This window comes from Lactobacillus apis (assembly GCF_002837055.1).
Taxonomy (GTDB): Bacteria; Bacillota; Bacilli; order Lactobacillales; family Lactobacillaceae; genus Lactobacillus; species Lactobacillus apis.
Genome location: NZ_PDKP01000001.1, coordinates 81430 through 103018, shown reverse-complemented (window position 1 = coordinate 103018; position 21589 = coordinate 81430). Strand labels below are relative to the sequence as shown.

The 21589-nt window shown below is 33.5% G+C and carries 18 protein-coding genes; 2 read left to right on the top strand and 16 right to left on the bottom strand.

Annotation, left to right across the window (positions count from 1 at the left end):
- Positions 1-60: 60 nt before the first annotated feature.
- The 11 genes from CRG87_RS00585 to CRG87_RS00535 all read right to left on the bottom strand — a co-directional run bounded on the left by CRG87_RS00585 (position 61) and on the right by CRG87_RS00535 (position 14283).
- Positions 61-1062: a D-2-hydroxyacid dehydrogenase gene (locus CRG87_RS00585; RefSeq protein WP_074425630.1), complete on the bottom strand. Its 1002-nt coding sequence runs from the start codon at positions 1060-1062 to the stop codon at positions 61-63.
- Between the two features lie 209 nt (positions 1063-1271).
- The gene (locus tag CRG87_RS00580; RefSeq protein WP_074425631.1) at positions 1272-2456 is read right to left on the bottom strand and encodes a metal-dependent hydrolase family protein; all 1185 of its coding nucleotides are present in this window, start codon (positions 2454-2456) and stop codon (positions 1272-1274) included.
- 384 nt (positions 2457-2840) lie between these two features.
- Entirely contained in the window at positions 2841-3326 is a 486-nt protein-coding gene (locus CRG87_RS00575; RefSeq protein WP_074425632.1) for a prolyl-tRNA synthetase associated domain-containing protein, read from the bottom strand.
- 21 nt (positions 3327-3347) lie between these two features.
- Positions 3348-4559 carry an MFS transporter gene (locus CRG87_RS00570; RefSeq protein WP_074425633.1) on the bottom strand — a complete coding sequence of 404 codons (1212 nt, stop codon included), beginning with the start codon at positions 4557-4559 and terminating at the stop codon, positions 3348-3350.
- Positions 4560-4755: 196 nt separating this feature from the next.
- Positions 4756-5643: a restriction endonuclease gene (locus CRG87_RS00565; protein WP_074425634.1), complete on the bottom strand. Its 888-nt coding sequence runs from the start codon at positions 5641-5643 to the stop codon at positions 4756-4758.
- Positions 5644-5833: 190 nt separating this feature from the next.
- Positions 5834-8842: a type I restriction endonuclease subunit R, EcoR124 family gene (locus CRG87_RS00560; RefSeq protein WP_074425635.1), complete on the bottom strand. Its 3009-nt coding sequence runs from the start codon at positions 8840-8842 to the stop codon at positions 5834-5836.
- Positions 8843-8860: 18 nt separating this feature from the next.
- Positions 8861-10030 (bottom strand): restriction endonuclease subunit S, encoded by a 1170-nt coding sequence (locus CRG87_RS00555; RefSeq protein WP_074425636.1) that lies wholly within the window; start codon positions 10028-10030, stop codon positions 8861-8863.
- Positions 10031-10050: 20 nt separating this feature from the next.
- On the bottom strand, positions 10051-11628 hold the full coding sequence (locus CRG87_RS00550; protein WP_074425637.1) for a type I restriction-modification system subunit M: 1578 nt from the start codon (positions 11626-11628) through the stop codon (positions 10051-10053).
- Positions 11629-11760: 132 nt separating this feature from the next.
- Complete coding sequence (locus tag CRG87_RS00545; RefSeq protein ID WP_074425638.1) at positions 11761-13101, bottom strand: KAP family P-loop NTPase fold protein; 1341 nt, start codon at positions 13099-13101, stop codon at positions 11761-11763.
- Between the two features lie 36 nt (positions 13102-13137).
- Positions 13138-13677, bottom strand: a complete 540-nt coding sequence (locus tag CRG87_RS00540) for a DUF7010 family protein (protein WP_228150040.1) — start codon at positions 13675-13677, stop codon at positions 13138-13140.
- 39 nt (positions 13678-13716) lie between these two features.
- Positions 13717-14283: a DNA-3-methyladenine glycosylase I gene (locus CRG87_RS00535; RefSeq protein ID WP_074425639.1), complete on the bottom strand. Its 567-nt coding sequence runs from the start codon at positions 14281-14283 to the stop codon at positions 13717-13719.
- A 227-nt stretch (positions 14284-14510) separates the two neighbouring features.
- Between CRG87_RS00535 and CRG87_RS00530 the strand changes: the two genes are divergently transcribed.
- Both CRG87_RS00530 and CRG87_RS00525 read left to right on the top strand, forming a co-directional pair.
- The gene (locus CRG87_RS00530; protein WP_074425640.1) at positions 14511-14945 is read left to right on the top strand and encodes a LytTR family DNA-binding domain-containing protein; all 435 of its coding nucleotides are present in this window, start codon (positions 14511-14513) and stop codon (positions 14943-14945) included.
- On the top strand, positions 14942-15400 hold the full coding sequence (locus tag CRG87_RS00525; protein WP_074425641.1) for a DUF3021 domain-containing protein: 459 nt from the start codon (positions 14942-14944) through the stop codon (positions 15398-15400). The genes CRG87_RS00530 and CRG87_RS00525 overlap by 4 nt, the downstream gene beginning before the upstream one ends.
- A 124-nt stretch (positions 15401-15524) precedes the next feature.
- On the opposite strand, the gene CRG87_RS00520 is transcribed toward CRG87_RS00525, so the two are convergent.
- The 5 genes from CRG87_RS00520 to rlmD form a co-directional block, all read right to left on the bottom strand.
- Positions 15525-15890, bottom strand: a complete 366-nt coding sequence (locus CRG87_RS00520; protein WP_074425642.1) for a TIGR02328 family protein — start codon at positions 15888-15890, stop codon at positions 15525-15527.
- Complete coding sequence (locus CRG87_RS00515) at positions 15887-16267, bottom strand: YbgA family protein (protein ID WP_074425643.1); 381 nt, start codon at positions 16265-16267, stop codon at positions 15887-15889. Before CRG87_RS00515 ends, CRG87_RS00520 begins: the two co-directional genes overlap by 4 nt.
- A gap of 266 nt (positions 16268-16533) precedes the next feature.
- Entirely contained in the window at positions 16534-17781 is a 1248-nt protein-coding gene (locus tag CRG87_RS00510) for a DNA cytosine methyltransferase (RefSeq protein WP_074425644.1), read from the bottom strand.
- A gap of 39 nt (positions 17782-17820) precedes the next feature.
- Positions 17821-19647: an ATP-binding protein gene (locus CRG87_RS00505; protein WP_074425645.1), complete on the bottom strand. Its 1827-nt coding sequence runs from the start codon at positions 19645-19647 to the stop codon at positions 17821-17823.
- Between the two features lie 548 nt (positions 19648-20195).
- Entirely contained in the window at positions 20196-21548 is a 1353-nt protein-coding gene (gene rlmD / locus CRG87_RS00500) for a 23S rRNA (uracil(1939)-C(5))-methyltransferase RlmD (protein WP_074425646.1), read from the bottom strand.
- Positions 21549-21589: the final 41 nt, after the last annotated feature.

The window sequence follows — 21589 nt, the reverse complement described above, 5'->3', positions numbered from 1 at the left end:
AACAAAATATGATACCAGGACAAAAAAAGACTAACAAAAGTTAGTCTTTCTTGATTTCATCTATTCATCAACTGGATATACTGGCTTTTCACCACTTAAAACACGTTTAGCATCAGTCATACTCTGGTTAACCATATTTTTAACCGAGGTCTTAGTGTAGTATGCAGAGTGCGGCGTGAATACAACATTTGGCATTTTAACCAATTCTTGATAGTCTTTTGGCAATTCCGAAATGTCATTGAATTTCTTCATCACAATTGCTTCTTCGCCGGTCATAACATCAAGCGATGCGCCAGCGATTTCATTATTTTTCAGAGCAGCAATTAAATCTTTGTTATCAACTAAAGGACCACGCGCAGCGTTAATTAATACCGCTGTGTTTTTCATTTCCTTAAATTCCTTAGCGCTTATCATACCCTCTAAATCAGGTGTAAATGGCGTGTGCAAAGATAAAATATCGGATTCTTTAATAACCGTTTCAAAGTCCGTGTACTCGAGAAAAGCTTCATTGGCAGGATTTTCAACAATGTCGTAACCAATAACTCGTGTACCTAATGCATGAAAAATTTCAGCTGTGGCGCTCCCGATGCGTCCTACACCAATGATACCAACGGTTTGATTATAAATTTCGTCACTCATCAAGTTGGCTTCACGCACAAAATTTAAATCTTCTCGTTCATTTTTCAAGATTGGACCCCACTTGCGTAGCAAGTACATTGCGGAAGTTAAAGTGTTTTCAGCAACTGCTCGTGGCGAATATGCAGGAGTGTTAGTAATAAGTAAATGATATTTATGTGCATAATCAAAGTTAACAATATTATAGCCAACTGAGCGTAATGCAATATGTTTTATGCCATACGAAGCTAATTTGCGATAAACTTCTTCCTCATCAAGATCAAAAACTTGCAAGACACTAACAACGTCAAAACCTTCAGCTTGTTCAACTGTCTTTGCATCTAGATCAGCATCAGTAGTTTGAAGATCGTCGTCAGGATGTTCTTTATTCCACTGGTCAACGTAAACCTTTTGTTCAGGGGTCATACTGTATAGTAAGGCCTTCATTAAATAATCCTCCCTTTTTGGATAAATTGTGATATCTACTATTCTATCTAAAATTAGTGAAAAATTAAAGATTTATTTGAACGAATCTAGATTTAGTTTTATGACTAAATAATCTAAAAGTTTTGAACTCTTTTTTCGCTAAAAATAAAAAGAGATTACTAATCATCGTAATCTCTTTCGGTGTTTGCATTTATTTGGATAACGGCAAATTAATACTCTCGACGACCTTTTTTGTAAACAGCCTTATCTTTTTGAACAACTGCTTCAATCTTTTCTAAAGGATTTTCATCCAAAACAAGGAAGTCAGCGTATTTGCCTTCAGCTAGTGAACCATATTCATCATCAATTTTCATCAACTTAGCAGAATTATAGCTCGTTTGTAATGCTTCATGGTTAGTAAAGCCTTGCTCAACCAAAAGTGGCAATTCCTCAGGCGTCATTGTAAAGTCGTTAAATGGCGTTCCTGCATCTGTACCCAAAGTAATTGGAACTCCTGCATTTTTAGCATTAGTAATGTTACCACGCAAGTCTTTCCATGCAGCCGCAATTTTGTTCATTTCCCAATCAGGAATTTTACCTGGTGCATATTCGATAAAGGCCCAAGCACCAACAATTGTTGGTGTTAAATATGTACCCTTCTCAAGCATTAGCTTGATTTCTTCATCGTTAACGTAAAAACCATGCTCAATACTGTCAACACCAGCCTTGATGGCATTCATGATCCCTGGATTACCTTCAGCGTGTGCAGCAACCGTCAAGCCTTTGTGGTGAGCTTCTTCTACAGCAACATGAATTTCTTCTTCACTCAACTGTGGGTCATCCATGAAGTCATTTTCAGTCATGACACCGCCAGTTGCCATTACCTTGATTGTTTTAGCGCCTCTTTTGATTCCTTGTCTGACTGCTTTACGCATTTCATCAGGTGAATCTACCAAATGGCCAAAATTAGGCACATCACCATGACCGCCAGTCATTGAATATGGACGGCCAGAAGGTAAAATCTCTGGTGCTTTAGTGACTTTACCCTGATCAATTAGCTTGCTTAAATAAATATCAACATCATAACTGCTTCCACATTCTCTAATGTACGTTACACCTGATTTTAATAAGTCATGCAAGTTACTTAAAGCTTGAACTACTGCAGCTACTTCATTGTTATCTGTTCCACCATCAGCCGTTTGTGGATCCATTACAACATGCGTATGGCAGTTGATTAAACCAGGAATAACAAATTTTCCTGCTAAATCAACAGTTTTATCCACTTGAGGTATTTCACCTGAACCAATTTTAGTAATTTTTCCACTTTCATCATCAACTACTAAGTAGTTGTTTGCATGAATTTGAGCATCTTCGCCAGTATAAATATTGGCATTGATATAAGCTGTTTGTGACATTTGAAATCCTCCAAACCAAATAAAAAAGCACTCATCCCTAATATAAGGACGAGTGCTTCGCGTTACCACCTTTAATTTTTTTATTACTCACGTAATAAAACTCACTAGCTATCAATCAATAGCTTGCATTTATAACGGCTGCAGCGCCGCTAACGGCTAACTATCACCGTTAGTCATCAATTAAAGCCCATGTTCATTAACTGCTATCTGCTAGCTTTCACCACCTGCTAGCTCTCTTTCACGATACCAAGAGAATTACTCTGCTTCTCAAGATGAAATATTTAATTATATTTTAATTTAGCATCTAAATTGGCATGTGTCAATAGCTCATTAATTAAAATTGGTTGGCTTATTTAGCCAAAACACTGTTTAATGTAAGTTTTCTTACATTTCCACTACTTTAATTGGATTTCCTTGCTTTTTAACCACTGCAAGCAAGTCCTGGGGATTTAACCAAATCGTTGCAGTATTGTCATTAGGATGAACGGCAATTCTAGGCTGGTCTGCAAAGTACTCATCCAAATAAAATGATACTTCATGCTTTTGATCATTTAACAAACCTAAAGGTGTAACTGAACCTGGAGTCAAATCAAGTTTTTCTTTTAAGTCAGCTGGTGAGGCAAGACTAAGCCTTCTGGTATCATTTTGCTTGCGAAAATCAGCTAAGTTTACTCGCTTATCACCCTTTACGGTCAGCAGGTAATACTTGCGCTTTTTATCATCTCGCACGAACAAGTTCTTAGCGTCTGACTCAGGATGAGGAAGAGAAATTTCTTCCATTTCTGCCATATTAAAAACGGCTTGGTGCTCAACTATCTCATATTCGATTCCCAATTGATCAAGATATTGTAAAGTTTCTTTTTTGTTCATTTAGAAAACCTCAAAAATCTATTATTTTTCATTTTGATTTTTATTTGTCCGCATAATTAATAAATATGCAGTTACAATCATCATGACCGTTATCAACGAGACGGCAATGAGCATATTTATTGTGCCGTATTTTTGAATTACTGCACCAATAACTGGATTAATAATCATTGTAGCTAAACTAGTAGAGAATGATAGTCCAGAAATAAAAGTAGCCCTGGATTTATCTGACACCCATAAATTTAACATTTGCATTACTACTGGATCGAGCATGTCTAAAACAATATATAATAAACCAGCACCTAGTAAAAACAAATACTTCGAGCCTTGAATTTCTAGTCCTGTTGCGGCTAGTAAAACGGCAATTATTAAAACCGTTAAAGATGAAAACTTCATTTTTACCAATCGGTAAGATTGAGCTGCTACTAACCCACCAGCAAAACTATAGATCATAAAGACGCTTCCGTTAGCAGAAGCATCAAAACCTAATTTAGAAATATAATTGGGCAATAGCATAAATATCGCATTTTCGACCGCAGTTACTATAATCATAATTACAAAGAGAAACAGAATGTCTGAAGAATGAATCATATCCCTAAAAACTGATAAAATACTTTTTAGCATATCAGTGTAAGTCTCGTGATCATGATCTACGTTTTCAAATTTTTTGGACTCTTTAGTTAAAGCAATAACGGCCACTGCACCTAGGAGAAAAAGTGATTGAAACAAGTATGGGAATTTATCGTTTTGAGTAAAAAGGGTACCTCCTACTGCAGTTGCAATGCCTAAAACAATTGAGCCGATTAACTGTCTATTTCCTCGTATTTTGCCATAAAGCTGTTCATCCCCATCTTCGCGAATACCTTCGTAAAAAAAGGCCTCATCCGCACCACTCAGCAGTGCATTTCCTACTCCTTCTAATGCAAAAGAAACAGCAAGTAAAGGGAAAATAATATTTTTCGGGCAAAACATTGCCATAACCGTTAATAGTGGTGTTGTAATTAAAACGGCTAAACCAGTCAAAACAACAGTTTTGTTTTTAAACAGATCACCTAAAACTCCGCTTGGTATTTCAGAAAAAAATTGTGCAAACATAAAAATTGATTCTAGTAGCGCAAACTGAACCAAACTTAGTTTTAATACTTGTACTACAAACAAAATGCTAATAATTCTGGAAAACCTTAGATTAGTAAATGCAGTGTGGAGATAGTATTTAATTGTATTATTAATCTTCATTTTGTTTATTAGTAGCTAAAATAGCCTCACTATCTTCTTTCTATAATACTGAATTTATACTTAAAAATGCTGTTTATTTATAAGGATTTAATAAAATTCAGATTAGCATAATTACCAAAATAAGTAAAATAGACTAGGTTTTTGAAAAGAAAAACACCAGACTAACTATAGCCTGATGCTTTCTTTTATCTTTGGATTAATCTTTATCTGTATAAAAATCTTTTAATCTATATGTTGTGACAGCTTCAACATAATAATTATACTTAGCGACTAAATCACAAATTTCCTCACCGTCAATAAGCGTAATAATTCTTGTTCCCTGGCGAGCAGTTTTAATCGCTCCACGTGTAAAGCCAGAATTGGTAATGAAAATGCCGAATTCAGCATTATAATTGTCCATTGCACCTCTAAATTTGTCAATTTCGGGAGCTGGTACATTAGCCTGCCATCTTTTTGCCTGGAGTGCAACTCTAGTAGTACGGTAATCGTTTGACCTAACATAGCCAAAGCCATCGAGACCACCGTCAGAAGCATAATTGACGCAAATTGTATCGTCAACATCAATTTCCATCTTGGTTAATAGGCCCCGGCAAAAAAACTCAAACTTTTTGGGATTCATTTTCATTAAAGCGTCAAGTAGATCTTGTCTCCATTGGTCTTCATCTGTATCTTCATCATTCATATCTTTAGCTGAATCAACTTCGGCTAGACTCTTTTCTTTCAACTCTTGAGAATTATTATCTTCCAAAAAAGGACGAACATCCTTTTCAGCATCAAAAGAAGACAAGTCGACATTGCGTCCTTTTTCAGTCAATTCCAATACTCGATTGTCCTCAGTATTTATAAAGCCAGTTAAAATCAAATACTTAACTGCAAAATTCATTGAATAGTAAAATGGATGATACTGTTTGCCAGTTTTGCGTGAAACGCGAGTTTTATCAACTTCGTCTTCAGAGAAGACAACGGAACTATCACGAATTTCATTACGTATATCTTGCCTCGTTACTTGACCGCCTATCTTATGCATCGCAATCAAAACTTCTTTCATTGCCGCATTTTCATTATTAATTTGTTGATTGGCCATTCGTTTTGTTCCTCTCACTTAGATAACAATTCTTATTATAATTTGAAATCTATATATACTCAAATAGACTTTGTATGAAAGAATATACTAATTAAGTAAAAAGCACCAGGAAATCGATAGCCTGATGCTTAAAATACATTCATTTTTATAGAAAACGCTTTTTTTAAAACCATACTAGTTTATTAATTGATCAGTCTTCAGATTCTAACGGCTTGATCTTGGTATTATAGATTACCTTAACTTTTTCGCGTACCTCAGTTTTCCAGCTGAGCCAATTTTTCCACTTACTATCAGGATGGTTCTCTTTATACCTATCAAAGTATCTCTTACTTACTAAATCTCCCATTCCCTTTGGATTAGCTTCGTCTGGTTTAAAATTGTTAACAACATAGTTCAAATTGTCATAGTCGAGTCCGAAATCGTCCGCTAGCTCGCCTAAGATTTTTTCATTTTTTTGCTTTATAGAATTTGCCAACACATCTTCAACTTTTTGATCCATATACTTTTGAGGGTTATCTTGAACATCTTGCCAAATAGAACGAATTTGGTTTGCCCGTGACTCATTAGTTTTGGCATATTGGTCGATATAGTCGACAACTTGTGTGGTTTCATTTTGATCTTCAGATTTTTGTGATGCACTTACCTGCTGATTAGCTGTTGAAATATAATCTTGAATAAGCGACATAATATAGTGTTCATCTACTTCTTTAATGTGAATAGATTCAAGCTCATAATCTTCGTCAATATCAAGGTCTACAGGATCCCCTTCATTTTTATTATCTGCTTTTAACGCAGCAATAACATTTTGGTACACGCCTTCTAAAGTACTTTCTATTTCAGGAGAAATATCATTAATATTAATTTGTTCTGAAACAGGAAGTTTATCTTGTTTATCTAACTCATCATAGGTCTTAATAGCAGCAAGAGCCTGATCATATTTTTGAAAGGCTTTAATAAATTCCTTCTGGTCTTTTTTAGGCGCATCAATGATGGTGTCCAATATCTGGGGGTTATTAACATATTTGTCCAGTTTCTTACGTGCCTGTACATAACGTTGCCGTGATGTATTCCAGTCTGGAGCAAGAACACCATCACTACCACCATTAGCATAAAGTGTTAATGCGTTATCTATCGCTTCACTATATTGATCCGGATATTGAAAAGTTACAATTTGGCCCCATTTTTTACCATCATCATAAATACGGTTTGTTCTTGAGAAAGCTTGTATTAGATTTTGAGCATTCATTGGTGGACGATCAAGATATAACGTGGACAATTTCGGAGCATCAAATCCTGTCAATAAACGATCAACTACGATCACAATATCAAGCTGTTGATCTCGTGTTTGATACATTTTGTTTTTACATGCAAGTCGATCATTGACATTGCGGTTATAACTTCCAAGCTCTGACATAGAAAAATGTGTATTAAACATTTTATTGTAGTCATCTAGAGCTTGCTTCATTTCTGCCTGATTGGCAATTGATTCTTCCTCGTTTTGAGAAATTGAATATGTAATAGCTATTCGAGGAAAATCTGGTGCCACCTTTTGAATACGATTAGGAACTTCACCATGGACAATTGCCTCTTTAAACAAGTGATAGTACTTCTGCGCTTGTTTAATAGAAGATGTTGAAAACAGTGCAGAATATCTGTGACCATTGCTAAGTCCTTGCTTACGATAAGCTAAAGCTAAGACTTGTTTAACAACTGCTTTCATGTGAGCATCTGCGAGATAAATCTGATCGTTATCTGTTTGATTCGAACTACCTTCATTATCAATTTTAAAACCTAATACTTTTTTATCATGAATTGCGTCTTCGATCGTATATTTGTGTAAAATCGGACCATAAAGTTGCTCAGTGGTACGAGCATCTTGTCCGTTTTCAGACCGTGCATTTTCTGCAAAAATAGGCGTCCCAGTAAAGCCATACCACAATGGTTGACGATTAAAAAATCTATCAAGTTCCCTTTTCTGAGCTGGCGTAACTGCTCGATGACATTCATCAACAATAAAAGCTAATCGTAAGTCTTTTAGTTTTTCATATTTCTTAGCAATTTCAGTTGAACTTTCCATTCGCTTAAAAATAGTTTGCAGTTTCTGTCTGGTAGTTACAATCACATTGCGGTTGCCATCACCCAATTGCCTAGCCAATTCAAAACTATTCGCGGTTTCATCTACATCAATAGTGTCATTATTTGCATAAGTTTGAAATGCAGTAACAGTTTGCATATCCAAATCTTTGCGATCTATTAGAAAGATTGTCTTATCAATAGCAGGTATTTGTAATAAATTACGGGCAACTTTATACGAGGTTAAAGTTTTACCCGAACCTGTAGCGTGCCAAATAAAGCCAGACTTTCCCTTACGCGATTCTTTAAAAATTGCTTGTATTGCTTGAATTTGATACGGGCGCAAAAGGATAATTCTTTGGGCATTATCATCTAAAACTGTATAGTCAGCAATCATGTGATGTGCCATCGGAATTGACAGGACTTCATGCGCAAAATCCAAGTAATTATTAACTTGCTGTCTGTCATGATCAATCCAAGAAATCAAAAAATTAGGGCGTAAATTTTGCCCAGCAGCAATATACTGAGTATTGGTACCATTAGTAACAACAAACATTTCTACAAAGTTATAGATATCACCAAATTTATCTTCGTCTATATACTTTTGTATTTGGCGAAACGCATCCATAAAGGGAAAATTCGGTGTCTTCAATTCAATATGAATTAAAGGTAACCCATTAATCAGGAGAGTAACATCAAAGCGCCTATCTTGATCAAGCGGTGACAAGCTCGACTTATTAACTTCTACTTGATGAACAACTTCATAAACGGAAGTTCCACCGGCAATATTGGTATTATCTAAAATTAATAAATCAGCATCTGGCAAAGAAGAATCATCACGCTTTAAGTGATGCCTAACCTGCCTGTTAGCACCAGCCAAAAACTTAGCAGCTTGGTAAAAATTAGGCTTAGTTATTTGCGTACGAATGGTTTCTTTTTCATTTTGTGTCAGTGGAACGTCATGAAGTTGATCGCGATTATTATCTTCAAGAATCTGGAAAAAGTTAGCCCATAATTGCGGAATGGTTTTTAAATCTTCACGTAAACGCCATTGATTAGCTTCTTTAGTTAAATGATCAATTAAAGTTTTTTCCATTTGGGCTTCTTTAACTTTGGTTACTGCCATCCTTATCTCCTTTCCCTGTTATTCAACAAACATATTTTGTAAAAGACACTTTTTAACTTGTTGAAAATTTTGTAATTTCTTATTTTCTAATTCGATTAATTGGTCAACCTTAGATAGGAGGTTGCCGATCTTTTGTTGCTCTTCATCTATTATCGTAAATTTTGCTTTTTTACTTTTAAGAATTGAAAAGTGTCGTTTGTATCCTTCTGAATCAGGCTTATATTTTTGTAAAAAGGCAAACAAAAAGTGTCCATTCCAGTCTTTTACGTATAATATTTTTATTCCGTCAGTAGCAATTAAAAAAGGACTTTCCGGTTTGTATAAAGACACAGTATGGTCTCCAAAAAGTACTACTTTTTTATACTCTTTGTATGGTGTTTTGTTAGAAAAACCCAAAATGGGTTTTTCACCCTGTTGAATAACTGGATTTAGACCCTTTTTTGAAGCTTCTGTTATATATTCTTTATTTGGAACAACTTCTAACAGATTACCAACAAGACAATCTTCCCACTCACCATCGCAACCTTTAAATCGCAATTCAGGTATTTTGGCATCATGCTTAGGAAATAGTTTTTGCAACAAAGCCTTTTTTAGCAGCTCCAACTTGTCAATCTTTTGCTGCTGCAAATCAAGTAGCTTATCTAACTTACTAAAAAAGTCACCGATTTTTTGTTGTTCAAAAAGATTAGTGGGAAAAGTAACATTAATACCCATCATTTTAACTTTTGAAATATTAAATCTAGAAATGCCTTGTGCTAATATCACTATTTGTCTTCTAACACCTTGAGACCTTAACAGAAATGCAAGGAAATTTAAGTCAAATTCAGAATTGGGCCTAAATCCGAATGAAAAACTATTTAGATATACATTTTTTGCATGGTATTCCCATACGCTTGACATACCAACTTCTTCTGGTGTTTCAGATGACATAGTAAACAATACATCCCCATACTTAACAGAATTTTGTTTTTTATCTATTTCAATAGCTTCTGTTCCTGACATGGATGCAATTGGATTAGTAAATACATTCATATAAGTTATATACTTTGCATTTCCGTGCCCAAAATCTTTTTTGGATTTACCAGATAAACTAGGAAAAGTGTTGCCTAATTCCTCCAATTTTTCGGTTTTCCATCTTTTTTCAAATTTTCTAAACCTGATATTAGGTAAAAATTTAATATTATTCATTTATTCAAACCTATTTAAAACTATAAAATATCTTTTAACCGATCTAGTATTTTTTGAGTATCCGAATCAGTACCAACCAATTCATCCAAAGAATGCTTAATTTCATCAGTTGTTTCTTTTTGTTCTTTTGTAATGTTAGCCATATCTGCAACTAGTTTTTGCACATCAACTGGTGGTTCTTCTTCAAAAGTATCAACATAACGCGGAATATTTAGATTAAAATCATTTTCTTTGATCTCATCAAATTTTGCCAAATGAGCATATTTTTCAACATCTTGACGTGCAGAATAAGTAGTTAAAATCCGATTTATATCTTCTTCACGCAATTTGTTTTGCGTTTTAACCTTTTCAAAACCTTTAGAAGCATCAATAAACATGACATCACGATCTTGCTTATTTTTTTTAAGTACGACAATCACTGTTGGAATGCCAGTACTATAAAACAGATTTGCTGGCAGACCAATAATTGCATCAATAGCACCATTTTCAAGCAGCTTTTGTCTGATTTTACCTTCAGCACCGCCACGGAAAAGAACACCGTGAGGTAAAACAATGGACATTACACCACTGTGCTTTAGATGGTAATAACCATGAAGTAAAAAAGCATAGTCTGCTTTCGACTTAGGAGGCAAAACTCCGTACGGAGAGAAACGAGGATCATCAAAAAAGCCCTTGTTTGCTGACCATTTTAATGAATACGGTGGATTCATAACAACTGCATCAAAGTTATTGGCTTCCTCTGCTGGCCAATCTTCGTCCAAGGTATCGCCATTACGCAAATGCCTGTTTGCTTGGTCAATGTTGTGCAAGATTAAGTTCATTTTGGCCAAGTTATACGTAGAAGTATTAATTTCTTGCCCATAGTAAGTAACTCGGTCGTGAGCTGAACCATATTTTTTAAAGTTTAAGAGCAGAGACCCAGATCCCATAGCAGGATCATAAACTGTCATTCCTGCTGAATAATCTTTGCCTACCAAAGTTAAACGGGTTAATAGCTCAGAAACTTGTTGAGGTGTATAAAATTCACCCGCTTTTTTACCAGATTCTGAAGCAAACTGACTAATCAAATATTCATAAGCATCGCCCAGACTATCGCCTGAAGTTTTGACCAATTCTATTTTGCCAATTGCTTGAATAACTCCAGCTATAGTATCTGTTCTTTTTTGCGCTGTGCTTCCTAAACTCTTAGAATACAAATCATAATCATCAAATAACCCTTCAAAGTCTTGGTCAGAGCTTTCTAGTTTATTAAAAGCATCCCCTAATTGCTTGACCTGAAAAGTATGATTGTTGACCGCTTTTAAAATACTATTGTATGTATATTCAGGCTCAATTACATAACCTAATGATACCCGCAATTCATTAACTAGTTCTGCATCATCAGCATTATCTTCATAAATTTTTTGAGCTTCATCTAGTGTTCCATCAGGTTCATCAGATAATAATTCCAAAACGTTGTAAAGCATGTGATCAGATAAATATTTATAAAAGACAGTGCCTAATAAATAATTTTTATATTGACTCGCATCCATCTTCGATCGCAATGAATCTGCCGCACTGAAAAGTCCTTGCTGTAAACTTGTAGTTGTATTTGACAATGTTATCTCCTTTAATTTTAAAATTTATATTCAAAGTTATTTTCTAATTAATTAGTTGATTGAAATTAGCTCAATCAATGTCTATTTAATTGTACCATTATATATTTTTCAATCAGATAAATTTTAATATGACTATTCCTTAGTAGAGTTATTATCCTTATCTTCATAAACCGAATCGTTCGATACTAAACTTAAAATATCATTGACTTCTTTTTTTAATTTATAAGGTTCTCTAATATAAATATTCTTTGGTTCTTTAATAATTCCAACAGATTCTACAATTTCATTTCTCACAAAAATACAATCGTAAATGTCCTTTGCAGCTTTCTTAAGAGTATTTGAATCATCAGTCCACAAATAACTTAAAAAGATTTTACTCGATGCCAAAAAACTAATAAAGTCTGTACCATCATTATAATAAACAAAAGCATTGAATTGATCGCTATCGACCATCTTAAGTGCAATCAAATAGGGAATTATAAAGAAATCTACTATTTCATTACCATTTCCGAATACATCTGCATGGTAATTAGAAGACAAGAATCTATTTTTAACACCAGTAATATCTATCATGCTTGTAAAATGATTCTGTTCCCTAAGACTAAAATTGAATTTCTGAGTGATCTCGTCACAATACTTTAAATACATTTTTTCATCTGAAGACAGACCTTCTATATTTTCAGAAGCATAATATGCATCTGGCAAGCTGATAATTGAATAAAAAAATCGATCAAGATATCTATCACCGTCAAAACTTGAGCCATAAAGCTTTTTTATTGTATTTTTTAATTCATAAAGATTAACGGAAAAAATGAAGGTGATTTTCTTGTTATCAAAAAAATGTTGCACCCTTTCTAATAGCTTAACAGCATATGTTGGGCGACACCTATCTAATTCATCAATAAAGACAATTAGACGTCCATGTTTAGGAATTAAAGAAGCTAATTCCTTCTTGAATTTGGCTTCAACATTTTCTTCTGTATGAAAAATATCTAAGATACTATCAATATCAATTTTTGCAATTTCTTTGGCTGCTATTTCAATTAATTTTTTTCCTGCTTCAATAGCTACACCCTTAGCTTTCGTTTTAATGTTAAAAGCAGTTGTAGCTATGCTTTTGGATAAAGACACAATCGGATCCAAATCACTATCATTTTTCCAAGCATCAAAATAAACAGTTTTAAAATTAACCTTTGTAAGTTTAGCAATTTCATCTTCATCTATGACATTTAAAACTTGGTCTTTATATTGGGATTGATTTTCATCATTTAAACAATCTAATACTAATTTACATTGTTTTACAAAAAAGGTCTTTCCCGAACCCCATTTTCCATCCAAAGCAATAGAATATGAGTCATCCTGATAATTAAGCATTTCTATAAACTTTAGTAAGCTGTCATTTCTTCCAACACTGTTCTTAACAAAAGTATCCATTATATTTTCTTCAGTTGGTTCTAAATCTCTTTTTTTCAAAATACTATTCCTTTCTATTAATAAATCCCCAAAATTTTAATCATTAATTTTTCTATTTTCCCGTACTAAAGCAATGGAAAAGATAATTTCAATTCCCATCATTGTCAAAGCCAAAATTGCTGGATCAAAGTTTAATCCAATAATTAATGCTATAAAAGGTATCAAAATTGACAAAGTAAAATAAACTCGTGATTTATAAAGCCAACTATATGGTAATAAATGTGCGCCAAAAATAATCGCTAATATCATAAGCATTTTTTCTGGTATAGTTGGATAAATCCACATCGCAATTAGCAAATAAAGTGCCTGGTTAACAGAAAACAGTATCCCTAACTCAGTCAATGGGTTACTTTTGTTTTGAAAATCAACATTAATTAACTTAGAAAAAAAGCAGGATAACGGCAGCAATATTGCAGCACAAACAAAAGTAAAGAGGTTTTTCGTTAAAATTGAAATAGGCAATAAGTGAATACCCACAATAGCTAACCAAATAATAATGGAAGCTAATATTATATGTAGGCCTCTTTTTTGTTTTATAGCACAATCCAATCTCAGCTCATCAATTATTTTCATCATCTTCATTCCTTATTTACTACAATGACTTAATAGCATTAACTATTTGTTTTTAAAAGAACATCTATCAAGATGGTCATTCACCATCCCAACAGATTGCATAAATGCGTAAACTGTTGTTGATCCAACAAACTTAAAACCTTGTTTCTTTAAATCTTTACTCAATTTATCCGATAATGGTGTACTTGCTGGCACTTCTTCGGTACTCTTCCAAGAATTAATAATAGGTTTATTATCAACAAAAGACCAAAGGTAATTGTCCAAAGAACCATATTGCTCACAAACATCGTAATATGCATGGGCGTTGCTAATAGCAGCGTTAATTTTTAGCTTATTCTTGATAATTCCATCATTTTGTAAAAGCTCTGCCTTCTTCTTATCGTCATAAGTAACTAAAGCTGCAGGATCAAAGTCATCAAATGCTTTGCAGAGAGTTTCTTTTTTAGCTAAAATTGTTGTCCAACTCAGTCCTGCTTGCTTTCCTTCCAAGACTAGCATTTTAAACAACTGTCTATCGTCATGTACAGGAATTCCCCATTCTGTGTCATGATATTCCTGCTCTATTTTATTCTTTGTTGCCCAATCACAACGTTTAATTTCCCGTGTCATCTATAAGTATTCCCATCTTCTTTTCTTAACATAAATAGTTAAAACTAATCTCATTTTAAATTATACTTTAGTATATTCATGTGCTCAAACTATCTTTTAATTCTAAAGTCAAAAATCCAATATTCCCGCTTTTCCAACCACTATTGACACTTTTCCAACCATTTGAGGTATTACTAAATAAAAACAAAATTTATCTATTATACTGGGTAGCAGAAAGGAGCTTAAACATGAAAATTAATTGTCACGTTGATCCCAACTTAAAAGAAGAGCACGGTGAGTTGTGGCTCAGAAAAATCACACCCGAGATCAATGATTTTTTACAGAAATTAGCACAAAGTGATGATGCAATCTGGTGTCATTACCAGTCACAGATTATTCCAGTTAAGTATCAAGACATTTATGCTTTGGAAGTAGCCAACCGTGATATTTCAGTTTTCACTGAAAAGCAGCAGTTATCTTATAATGACCGCTTATCAAATCTAAAAACTGATTTACCCAGTTACTTCATTGAAGCATCCCGGAGTGCTGTCTTTAATTATCAGCATATCGATCACCTTGAAATACTTGATAACGGATTAATTGATGTTGTTTTAACCAACAATCATCGCGTACAAATTTCTCGCAGAAATATTAAAAACTTGAAAGAGAGGTTAGGAATATGAAAAGCGTTAAAAGATTTATCTATCATTTATACATGTTTGCTACTGAAGGCATCTTCATAGGCTTAGCAATTTCGATTATCTGTAATTATCTATCACGAAACTCTATTTACCTTCCATCAGATCCTTCTTTTACGTCAAAATTTAGCAATTCACTTGATGCTTTTACCGTCTCAGTCATTCTATGGGCGGTAACTGGAGCGTTGTTCGGATTTGGTAGTTTTATTTTTAGTATTAGCCAATGGTCATTACTAAAAAAGACGATAGTTAACTTCTTTACCTACTACCTTGGCTTTGTTCCTTTAGCCCTCTTAGCAGGCTGGGTTCCATTAAAATTAATTAACTTATCAAAATTCACTTTAATTTTTATCCTGATCTATATTACTACCTGGTATTGCAGTTACCATAAGGCTGTAAAAGACGTTAAAAGAATTAACAAAAAAATCAAAGAAAAGTAATTTAATTACAAAATAAAAAAGTTGATCATCATATTACAATGCTCAACTTTTTTACTTGTGTTTTTTCAAAGTGATTTAGACAAAAGTTATCATGACTTTTTTCCTGTCTTTAATTAAGTCAAACTTAATACAAATCGATGCCTTTTTGGTGCAAATTATCCAAACAGATTTGTAAATAAGTATCATCATGCTCTGGATAAATTGGATCAGTCCATGGAATAGCTGGTAATGTTTCATACCTAGGGCAATATTGTCCGCGATAGTATGGATCAAACCAATTAAGATCAGGATGGTAATGGCGTCGTTGCATTTCAGCTAATACTAGTAGATGAAACTGGTACAGCTTATATGGCGAATATTGGAAAACATAATTAACAGTGGAATGATTTTTGGCCCATCCTCGGCCTCGTAAAGCCGCAATTTCACGATGTTGTCCTAATAACTGCTGTCTAGGCAACCGCCAAATTAAATCTTGATGCCATAATCTCATGATTTTTCTTTGCACTCCTGAATTAAACGTGAGTTTAATAAATAAGAAACTTGATACTTTTCAGTTAAATGTTTTAAAAATGAGCCCACGTCATCATTTTTGGGCGATAATTCTTGTAATAACTGTAAATAGGTTTGCTTTTCTGAGGTTGTTGCAATCTTCTTAAAGTAGCCCCAAACATGTTGGTAAGCATTGGTTAAAGTTTTAACTGTTGGTGTTTGATCTGCAGCCTTTTTTAATAAACGTTCGAATTCAGCATTCTTTTTAGCTGACCACTCGTTGTCTTTAGCTAGTAATCTAATCTGCTCATAACATTGCTGCGATCGCGCCATCACCCAATATTTGTTGTAGGCCCATTTTTCCTGCCATTTATCCATTTTGATAACCTCAGTCTTTCATGAATTGTCTCCATTCTTATAATTGAATTTCATCTGACTGAATTTTATAGCTAAACACCGTTTAGATACAAATGATAGGAACCATAGATTTAAAACTATAATTACTTTTGCGGAAAAACTTTGAAAATTTAGCGCAACTCTTCTAAAAAGAGTATAACTTCCCTTTATTAGGCTATATTTGTACCTTCTTTACTTATCTTTTCATTATCAAAATAATAAAGTACACTTTCGTGTAAATATAATAGTTATAATGAAAATTGCTCAAGAGCAATCAAAATAGCTTTAGCAATTTTCTTTGATAAAATTGGCGGAACAGCATTTCCAATTTGAGTATAAGCAGCAGTTCTTGAATTTTCAAAATAGTAATCATCAGGAAAGCCTTGAAGCCTAGCTGCTTCACGAACTGTTATTGATCGATTTTGGATTGGATCAGGATGAATATAATGATGTCCATCTTTAGCAATATGAGCAACGATTGTATGTGCAGGCGCATTCCAAGGCAATGCTTTATATCTATCCAAAAATTCTTTTGTATTTTTATGTGTAATTAGCTCTTTATCTAATTCATCATATCTTAAATTTTTCCCCTTTAGCTTTGCTTTAGCCACAATTTTATATATCCTTAAATCGTTTGCATTATTTGGCCTAGATACATTCTCGGTTAAACATAACTTTTTGCTTTTTCTATAATATTTTCTCTCAAAATAACTAATTTCGTCGACATACTTATTATTTGTTTGTCCGGAATGTAATTTGGGTAAGCCTGTAAAAGCTTCTTTAACCGTTAATGGTTTTTCTTTCATAGCTTCAAATTCATCAAAAAAAGTTCTTGGAAGTCCGGGATAAGCTCTTTGTGCCCCAAAAATGATTATTCTCTCACGCACTTGCGGAACACCAAAATCTGCTGCATTTATAACTTGATATTCCAGATTATAGCCTACTTGCTCAAACTCTTGTTGCATCTTAGGAAATAGCAATTCATTATCTACATCCTTAAAGCTAAGTAGTCCTTTAACATTCTCAAAAACAAAAAAAATAGGTTTATATTTCTTTAAAAAATCAATGTAGTATTTATACAAGTATATTCGTTCATCTTCCGATTTTTTTGAAGCATTCCTTGAACGTCCTATTGTAGAATACGCCTGACAAGGAGGACCACCGATAATTCCTGTTATATTTTTTGTGTCATCTAAATCATAATCTATTTCGTTAAATATACTTTGAATGTTTTTATCATTTATTTCTGCATTTATAGTTCGCTTAAAAATCTTTTTTGGTACAAAAGAATACAATTGCTTCTCACTAATTTCTCCCTTCAAAAAGTCATAATACTGATTTATCATATTATGCTTTTCCAAATAATAAAAAGAATCTCTGAGTTTTAAAGTTTCACAAGCAGCTCTCTCTTTCTCCACATGTTTGATAACTTCGAATTCTTTTCTGAATCCTTCAGTGAGACCACCTGCACCAGAAAATAAATCTATTATTTGCAAATTGATACCTCTTTACTAATCCACATAATAGAAGCAAGGCTAAGCTTCATTCTTTCCTTTAATATACTTAAAAGCTTTAGTCAAAATTGGATCTAAAAGTACCCACCAAGCTTGTAACTGACCAAAATCGGGACAATAGTTAATATCATGCATCAACATGTCAAGATTATCAATGATGTCTTTTAGTCTACTTATATATACTTCTTCTGTCTTTTTTGCGGCAAGCTCCTCTTTTTTATTCAAAAATTGAATGGTTGCTTTTAATCTGCTTCGCAACGGCAAATTGCAAATCCACCTGGTAGTTCCAAAACTTGCTCTTTTATTATTTTTTTTCTTACTATCTTTTTTTATTTCATCTTCTATTGCTTTTATATCTTCCATATCTTCTATATTTTTTTCGATTAAGGTGCTTGTAGTTGCATCAATTAATGCTCTAAACAATAGTCCTTCGGATATAATAAATTTATCTCCTTCAGTTTGATTACAAGGAATACTGGTAGCTTCTGCTACAATTTTTTGTAGTTTAACACCAATATCATCAGGAACACTAAAACCAGCAGGAATAAGCTTACTATATACACCATATTCTTTTTGATATTGATCAGTTCTTTGAACAAAATTACTTAATAATTTTTTTTCATTGTTTTTAGAAAGTTGCGTTTTAGGATCCAGCATAATTTTTTTAACAAAAGTTAACATTTCATTATCAGAATCAGATAATTCACTTGAATTAAAAACGCTATTTATTTGATTGTCAGACTTAATCACACCATTAATTTCTTCATTTTTTTTAGTAGATATCGCCTTATTTCTATCACTTCTCCACCTACGCATAATGCGATTAATCAATTTATCCATCATATTCCTTACATTGATAAGATTTTCATCAGAATCCCACAAAATAGATTGTCGATCAGTAGATATATAATTTTTTTCATTGTCCTTATCAATAAAGTCCATATTAAAAAATCCAGTTGCATAACCATAGAAATAATCGTTTGCTCTATCGGAAAATTGATAATCAACTGGTTCGCCCGCTAGTTTCCCTCTAACTAATATAGCGAAACCAGTATCTTTGGCTTTCAAGGGTTTTTCACTTGTATAAACAATACCATTAATTCCCAAATCATTTAATTTTTGAAGGTCTTCATTTTTTTCCATTTCTTCTCTAAAGTCATCTGGAAATTTATATTTAAAGTCATGCCTCTTGGGTTTTATACTATAAATGAAGGCTTTTTCATCTAATATCTTTTTATTTTTATTAGAATCCTCTAAAATAACTAGAAAATCATTTTTCGAATATTTATTGAACCTACGAGCTAAAGATTCCCAAAGTATAGATAAAGAAGTCATGTTTTTAAGAGAAATTTCTTTAAGCAATATTTTAGTACCATGGTTACTCGAATTAACATTTTTATTCGTAATTAAAGATTTAGGATGGTATTTTTCATTGCTAGGCGTTTTCTTGATTTTATTATAATTCATTTCAAAGGAATTCATTTTCCCATTTTTCTTGCTGGTTACTTGAATTATATTAGCTACACCAAATAAAGAAAGCTTCCCTACTCCCTTCTTACCGGTTACTAGCCTTCCTTTAGGTGAAAAACCTGTACCTTTTGTGATTCTTCGATTATTTGCTACTGTTAAAAAATCAGAATTTAATTCTTCATGTGACATGCCTATGCCATTGTCAGTAACTTGTATCTCTCGATTTTCATAATCCATAAATACTTTTACTTCTGTTGCATCAGCATCCCATGAATTTGTAATTAGCTCTTCTATTGCTTGGGGTAATTGTTTATATAAGCCAATCCCTAGCAATTCAATAACACTGGGTGCATATTCCAATGTAAACTGATCATTCATTATTATTCTCCCTTGAAAATACTCAAATTAAATATCTAGTTCTTATCATTTAGTACTCTAAACAAATCTAGTATATAAGAATAATCTCATATTTAAAAGCTGTAAATCAGATTGAATAATCTTAATTACTGTGTTACTAAAAAGTCATTACTTATATGCACGTGCGTAATCTTTTGTTATACAGCTGCAGAGAATCACTGCAAAAAATGAGATTTTGGAGTTCCAATGAAATCACTAGGCATAAAACATCAAACTAAGAAAGTTATAAAATTATCTATTTGCTATCATTTGTTTAACACTAGAATGTTCAACAATCTTTCTGCGTACTTTTTATTATTAAGTTATTTCTCAAACTCATCAATACTCTACTATATTTTTATGAATAGTCCCATATTGATAACTGACAAGCATAATCAATTTAATGGAAGAATATTATTTTTCGAATTTATATGAATTAGTTCCAGTATCTTAATATCTCCAATTTAGGTCTTGGGTTTTAAAACCAGCATGCACTTCACAAGTCTTTTTTGATTAACATAATATCTTACTTAGCTATTTTCCCGTTCGAGCACCGTCACAGCTTCGACATGAGGTGTCTGTGGAAACATGTCAACTGGATCAATACGTTCAAAACTATAGCCATGTTCCTGCAATTCTTGCAGATCACGAATCATTGTTGCGGGGTTACATGAGATATAAACAATCTTTTTTGGATTTGTTTTAACAGCGGCCTCAATAAATTCTGAAGTCAAACCCTTTCGAGGTGGATCAACAAAAATCACATCTGTTTTCATCCCTTTGGCTGCCCACTTAGGCATTACCTCTTCTGCCTTACCAGCAACATATCTAGCATTGTCGATATTGTTCAGTTCAGCATTGTTGTTGGCATCCTTGACAGCATCACGGACACTTTCAATTCCCCTAACTTCTTTAACATGCTTAGCAACAGTCAAACCGATCGTACCAATTCCTGAATATGCATCGACGACTACATCATCGGGAGCAAGTTCAGCCTTTTTTATGGCTAAATCATATAAACGCGGCGTTTGAAGTGAGTTAATTTGGAAGAAACTTTCGGGTGAGATTCTAAACTTCACATCACCAATTTGATCAGTAATCTGTGGCTTACCAAAAATTAAGTAATCTACCTTACCCAAGATAACGTTGGTCTTCTTCGGGTTATAATTCAATACTAAGCTAGTGACACCATCAATTTGTTTAATAGCCTCTGCTACTTTTGGTAACTGAGGAAAATCTTTGTGCAAGCAAACTAAAATCACCATGATTTCACCGGTAGCCTTGCTCCGACGAACATCTAAATACCGTACTTCACCTTTGTTGTGCACTTCATCATATGCAGGTACGCGGTACTGACGCAATATATCCCTAACGGCAACCAAAACACGGTCAATTTCTGGATCAGTGGTAAAGAAATTAGTTAGTGGCACTAAATCGTGCGAATGACGTCTGAAAAAGCCAATTTCAAGTTGCCCATTAACTTCTCTTACCGGAACTTGTGCTTTGTTACGATAGCCTGTTTCTTCAGGACTAGGTAAAGTTTCGCCTACTTCTACATCATCTAAGTGTGCCTTTTTCAATAAGTTCACTACTTGGTTACGTTTGAACTCTAATTGCTTATCATATTTGATATGTGCTAAAGATGCTAACCCTGTTTGAACCCACTGGTTAAGCTTAATGTTTACTCGGTCAGGACTTTCCTTTACAATTTCTTCAATTTTAGCAAAAGCAAAGTTCTTTTTGACCTTTAAAATTTTGCCTTTAACTGTCTCACCTGGCAGGGCATTAGTGACAAAGACAGTCATGCCTTCATAATGGGCTACACCCATTGCTTCATATGATAAGTCAGTTATTTCTAAGTCGATAATTTGATTTTTTTCCATTTTTTGTCCTTTTTTACAAACAATAATTAACATTACTATTT

Bases quoted from the DNA above. Each gene is read 5' to 3' on its own strand.
- CRG87_RS00585 (WP_074425630.1), bottom strand. From the start codon at position 1,062: ATGAAGGCCTTACTATACAGTATGACCCCTGAACAAAAGGTTTACGTT.
- CRG87_RS00580 (WP_074425631.1), bottom strand. From the start codon at position 2,456: ATGTCACAAACAGCTTATATCAATGCCAATATTTATACTGGCGAAGAT.
- CRG87_RS00575 (WP_074425632.1), bottom strand. From the start codon at position 3,326: ATGAACAAAAAAGAAACTTTACAATATCTTGATCAATTGGGAATCGAA.
- CRG87_RS00570 (WP_074425633.1), bottom strand. From the start codon at position 4,559: ATGAAGATTAATAATACAATTAAATACTATCTCCACACTGCATTTACT.
- CRG87_RS00565 (WP_074425634.1), bottom strand. From the start codon at position 5,643: ATGGCCAATCAACAAATTAATAATGAAAATGCGGCAATGAAAGAAGTT.
- CRG87_RS00560 (WP_074425635.1), bottom strand. From the start codon at position 8,842: ATGGCAGTAACCAAAGTTAAAGAAGCCCAAATGGAAAAAACTTTAATT.
- CRG87_RS00555 (WP_074425636.1), bottom strand. From the start codon at position 10,030: ATGAATAATATTAAATTTTTACCTAATATCAGGTTTAGAAAATTTGAA.
- CRG87_RS00540 (WP_228150040.1), bottom strand. From the start codon at position 13,677: ATGATGAAAATAATTGATGAGCTGAGATTGGATTGTGCTATAAAACAA.
- CRG87_RS00535 (WP_074425639.1), bottom strand. From the start codon at position 14,283: ATGACACGGGAAATTAAACGTTGTGATTGGGCAACAAAGAATAAAATA.
- CRG87_RS00530 (WP_074425640.1), top strand. From the start codon at position 14,511: ATGAAAATTAATTGTCACGTTGATCCCAACTTAAAAGAAGAGCACGGT.
- CRG87_RS00525 (WP_074425641.1), top strand. From the start codon at position 14,942: ATGAAAAGCGTTAAAAGATTTATCTATCATTTATACATGTTTGCTACT.
- CRG87_RS00520 (WP_074425642.1), bottom strand. From the start codon at position 15,890: ATGAGATTATGGCATCAAGATTTAATTTGGCGGTTGCCTAGACAGCAG.
- CRG87_RS00515 (WP_074425643.1), bottom strand. From the start codon at position 16,267: ATGGATAAATGGCAGGAAAAATGGGCCTACAACAAATATTGGGTGATG.
- CRG87_RS00505 (WP_074425645.1), bottom strand. From the start codon at position 19,647: ATGAATGATCAGTTTACATTGGAATATGCACCCAGTGTTATTGAATTG.
- rlmD (WP_074425646.1), bottom strand. From the start codon at position 21,548: ATGGAAAAAAATCAAATTATCGACTTAGAAATAACTGACTTATCATAT.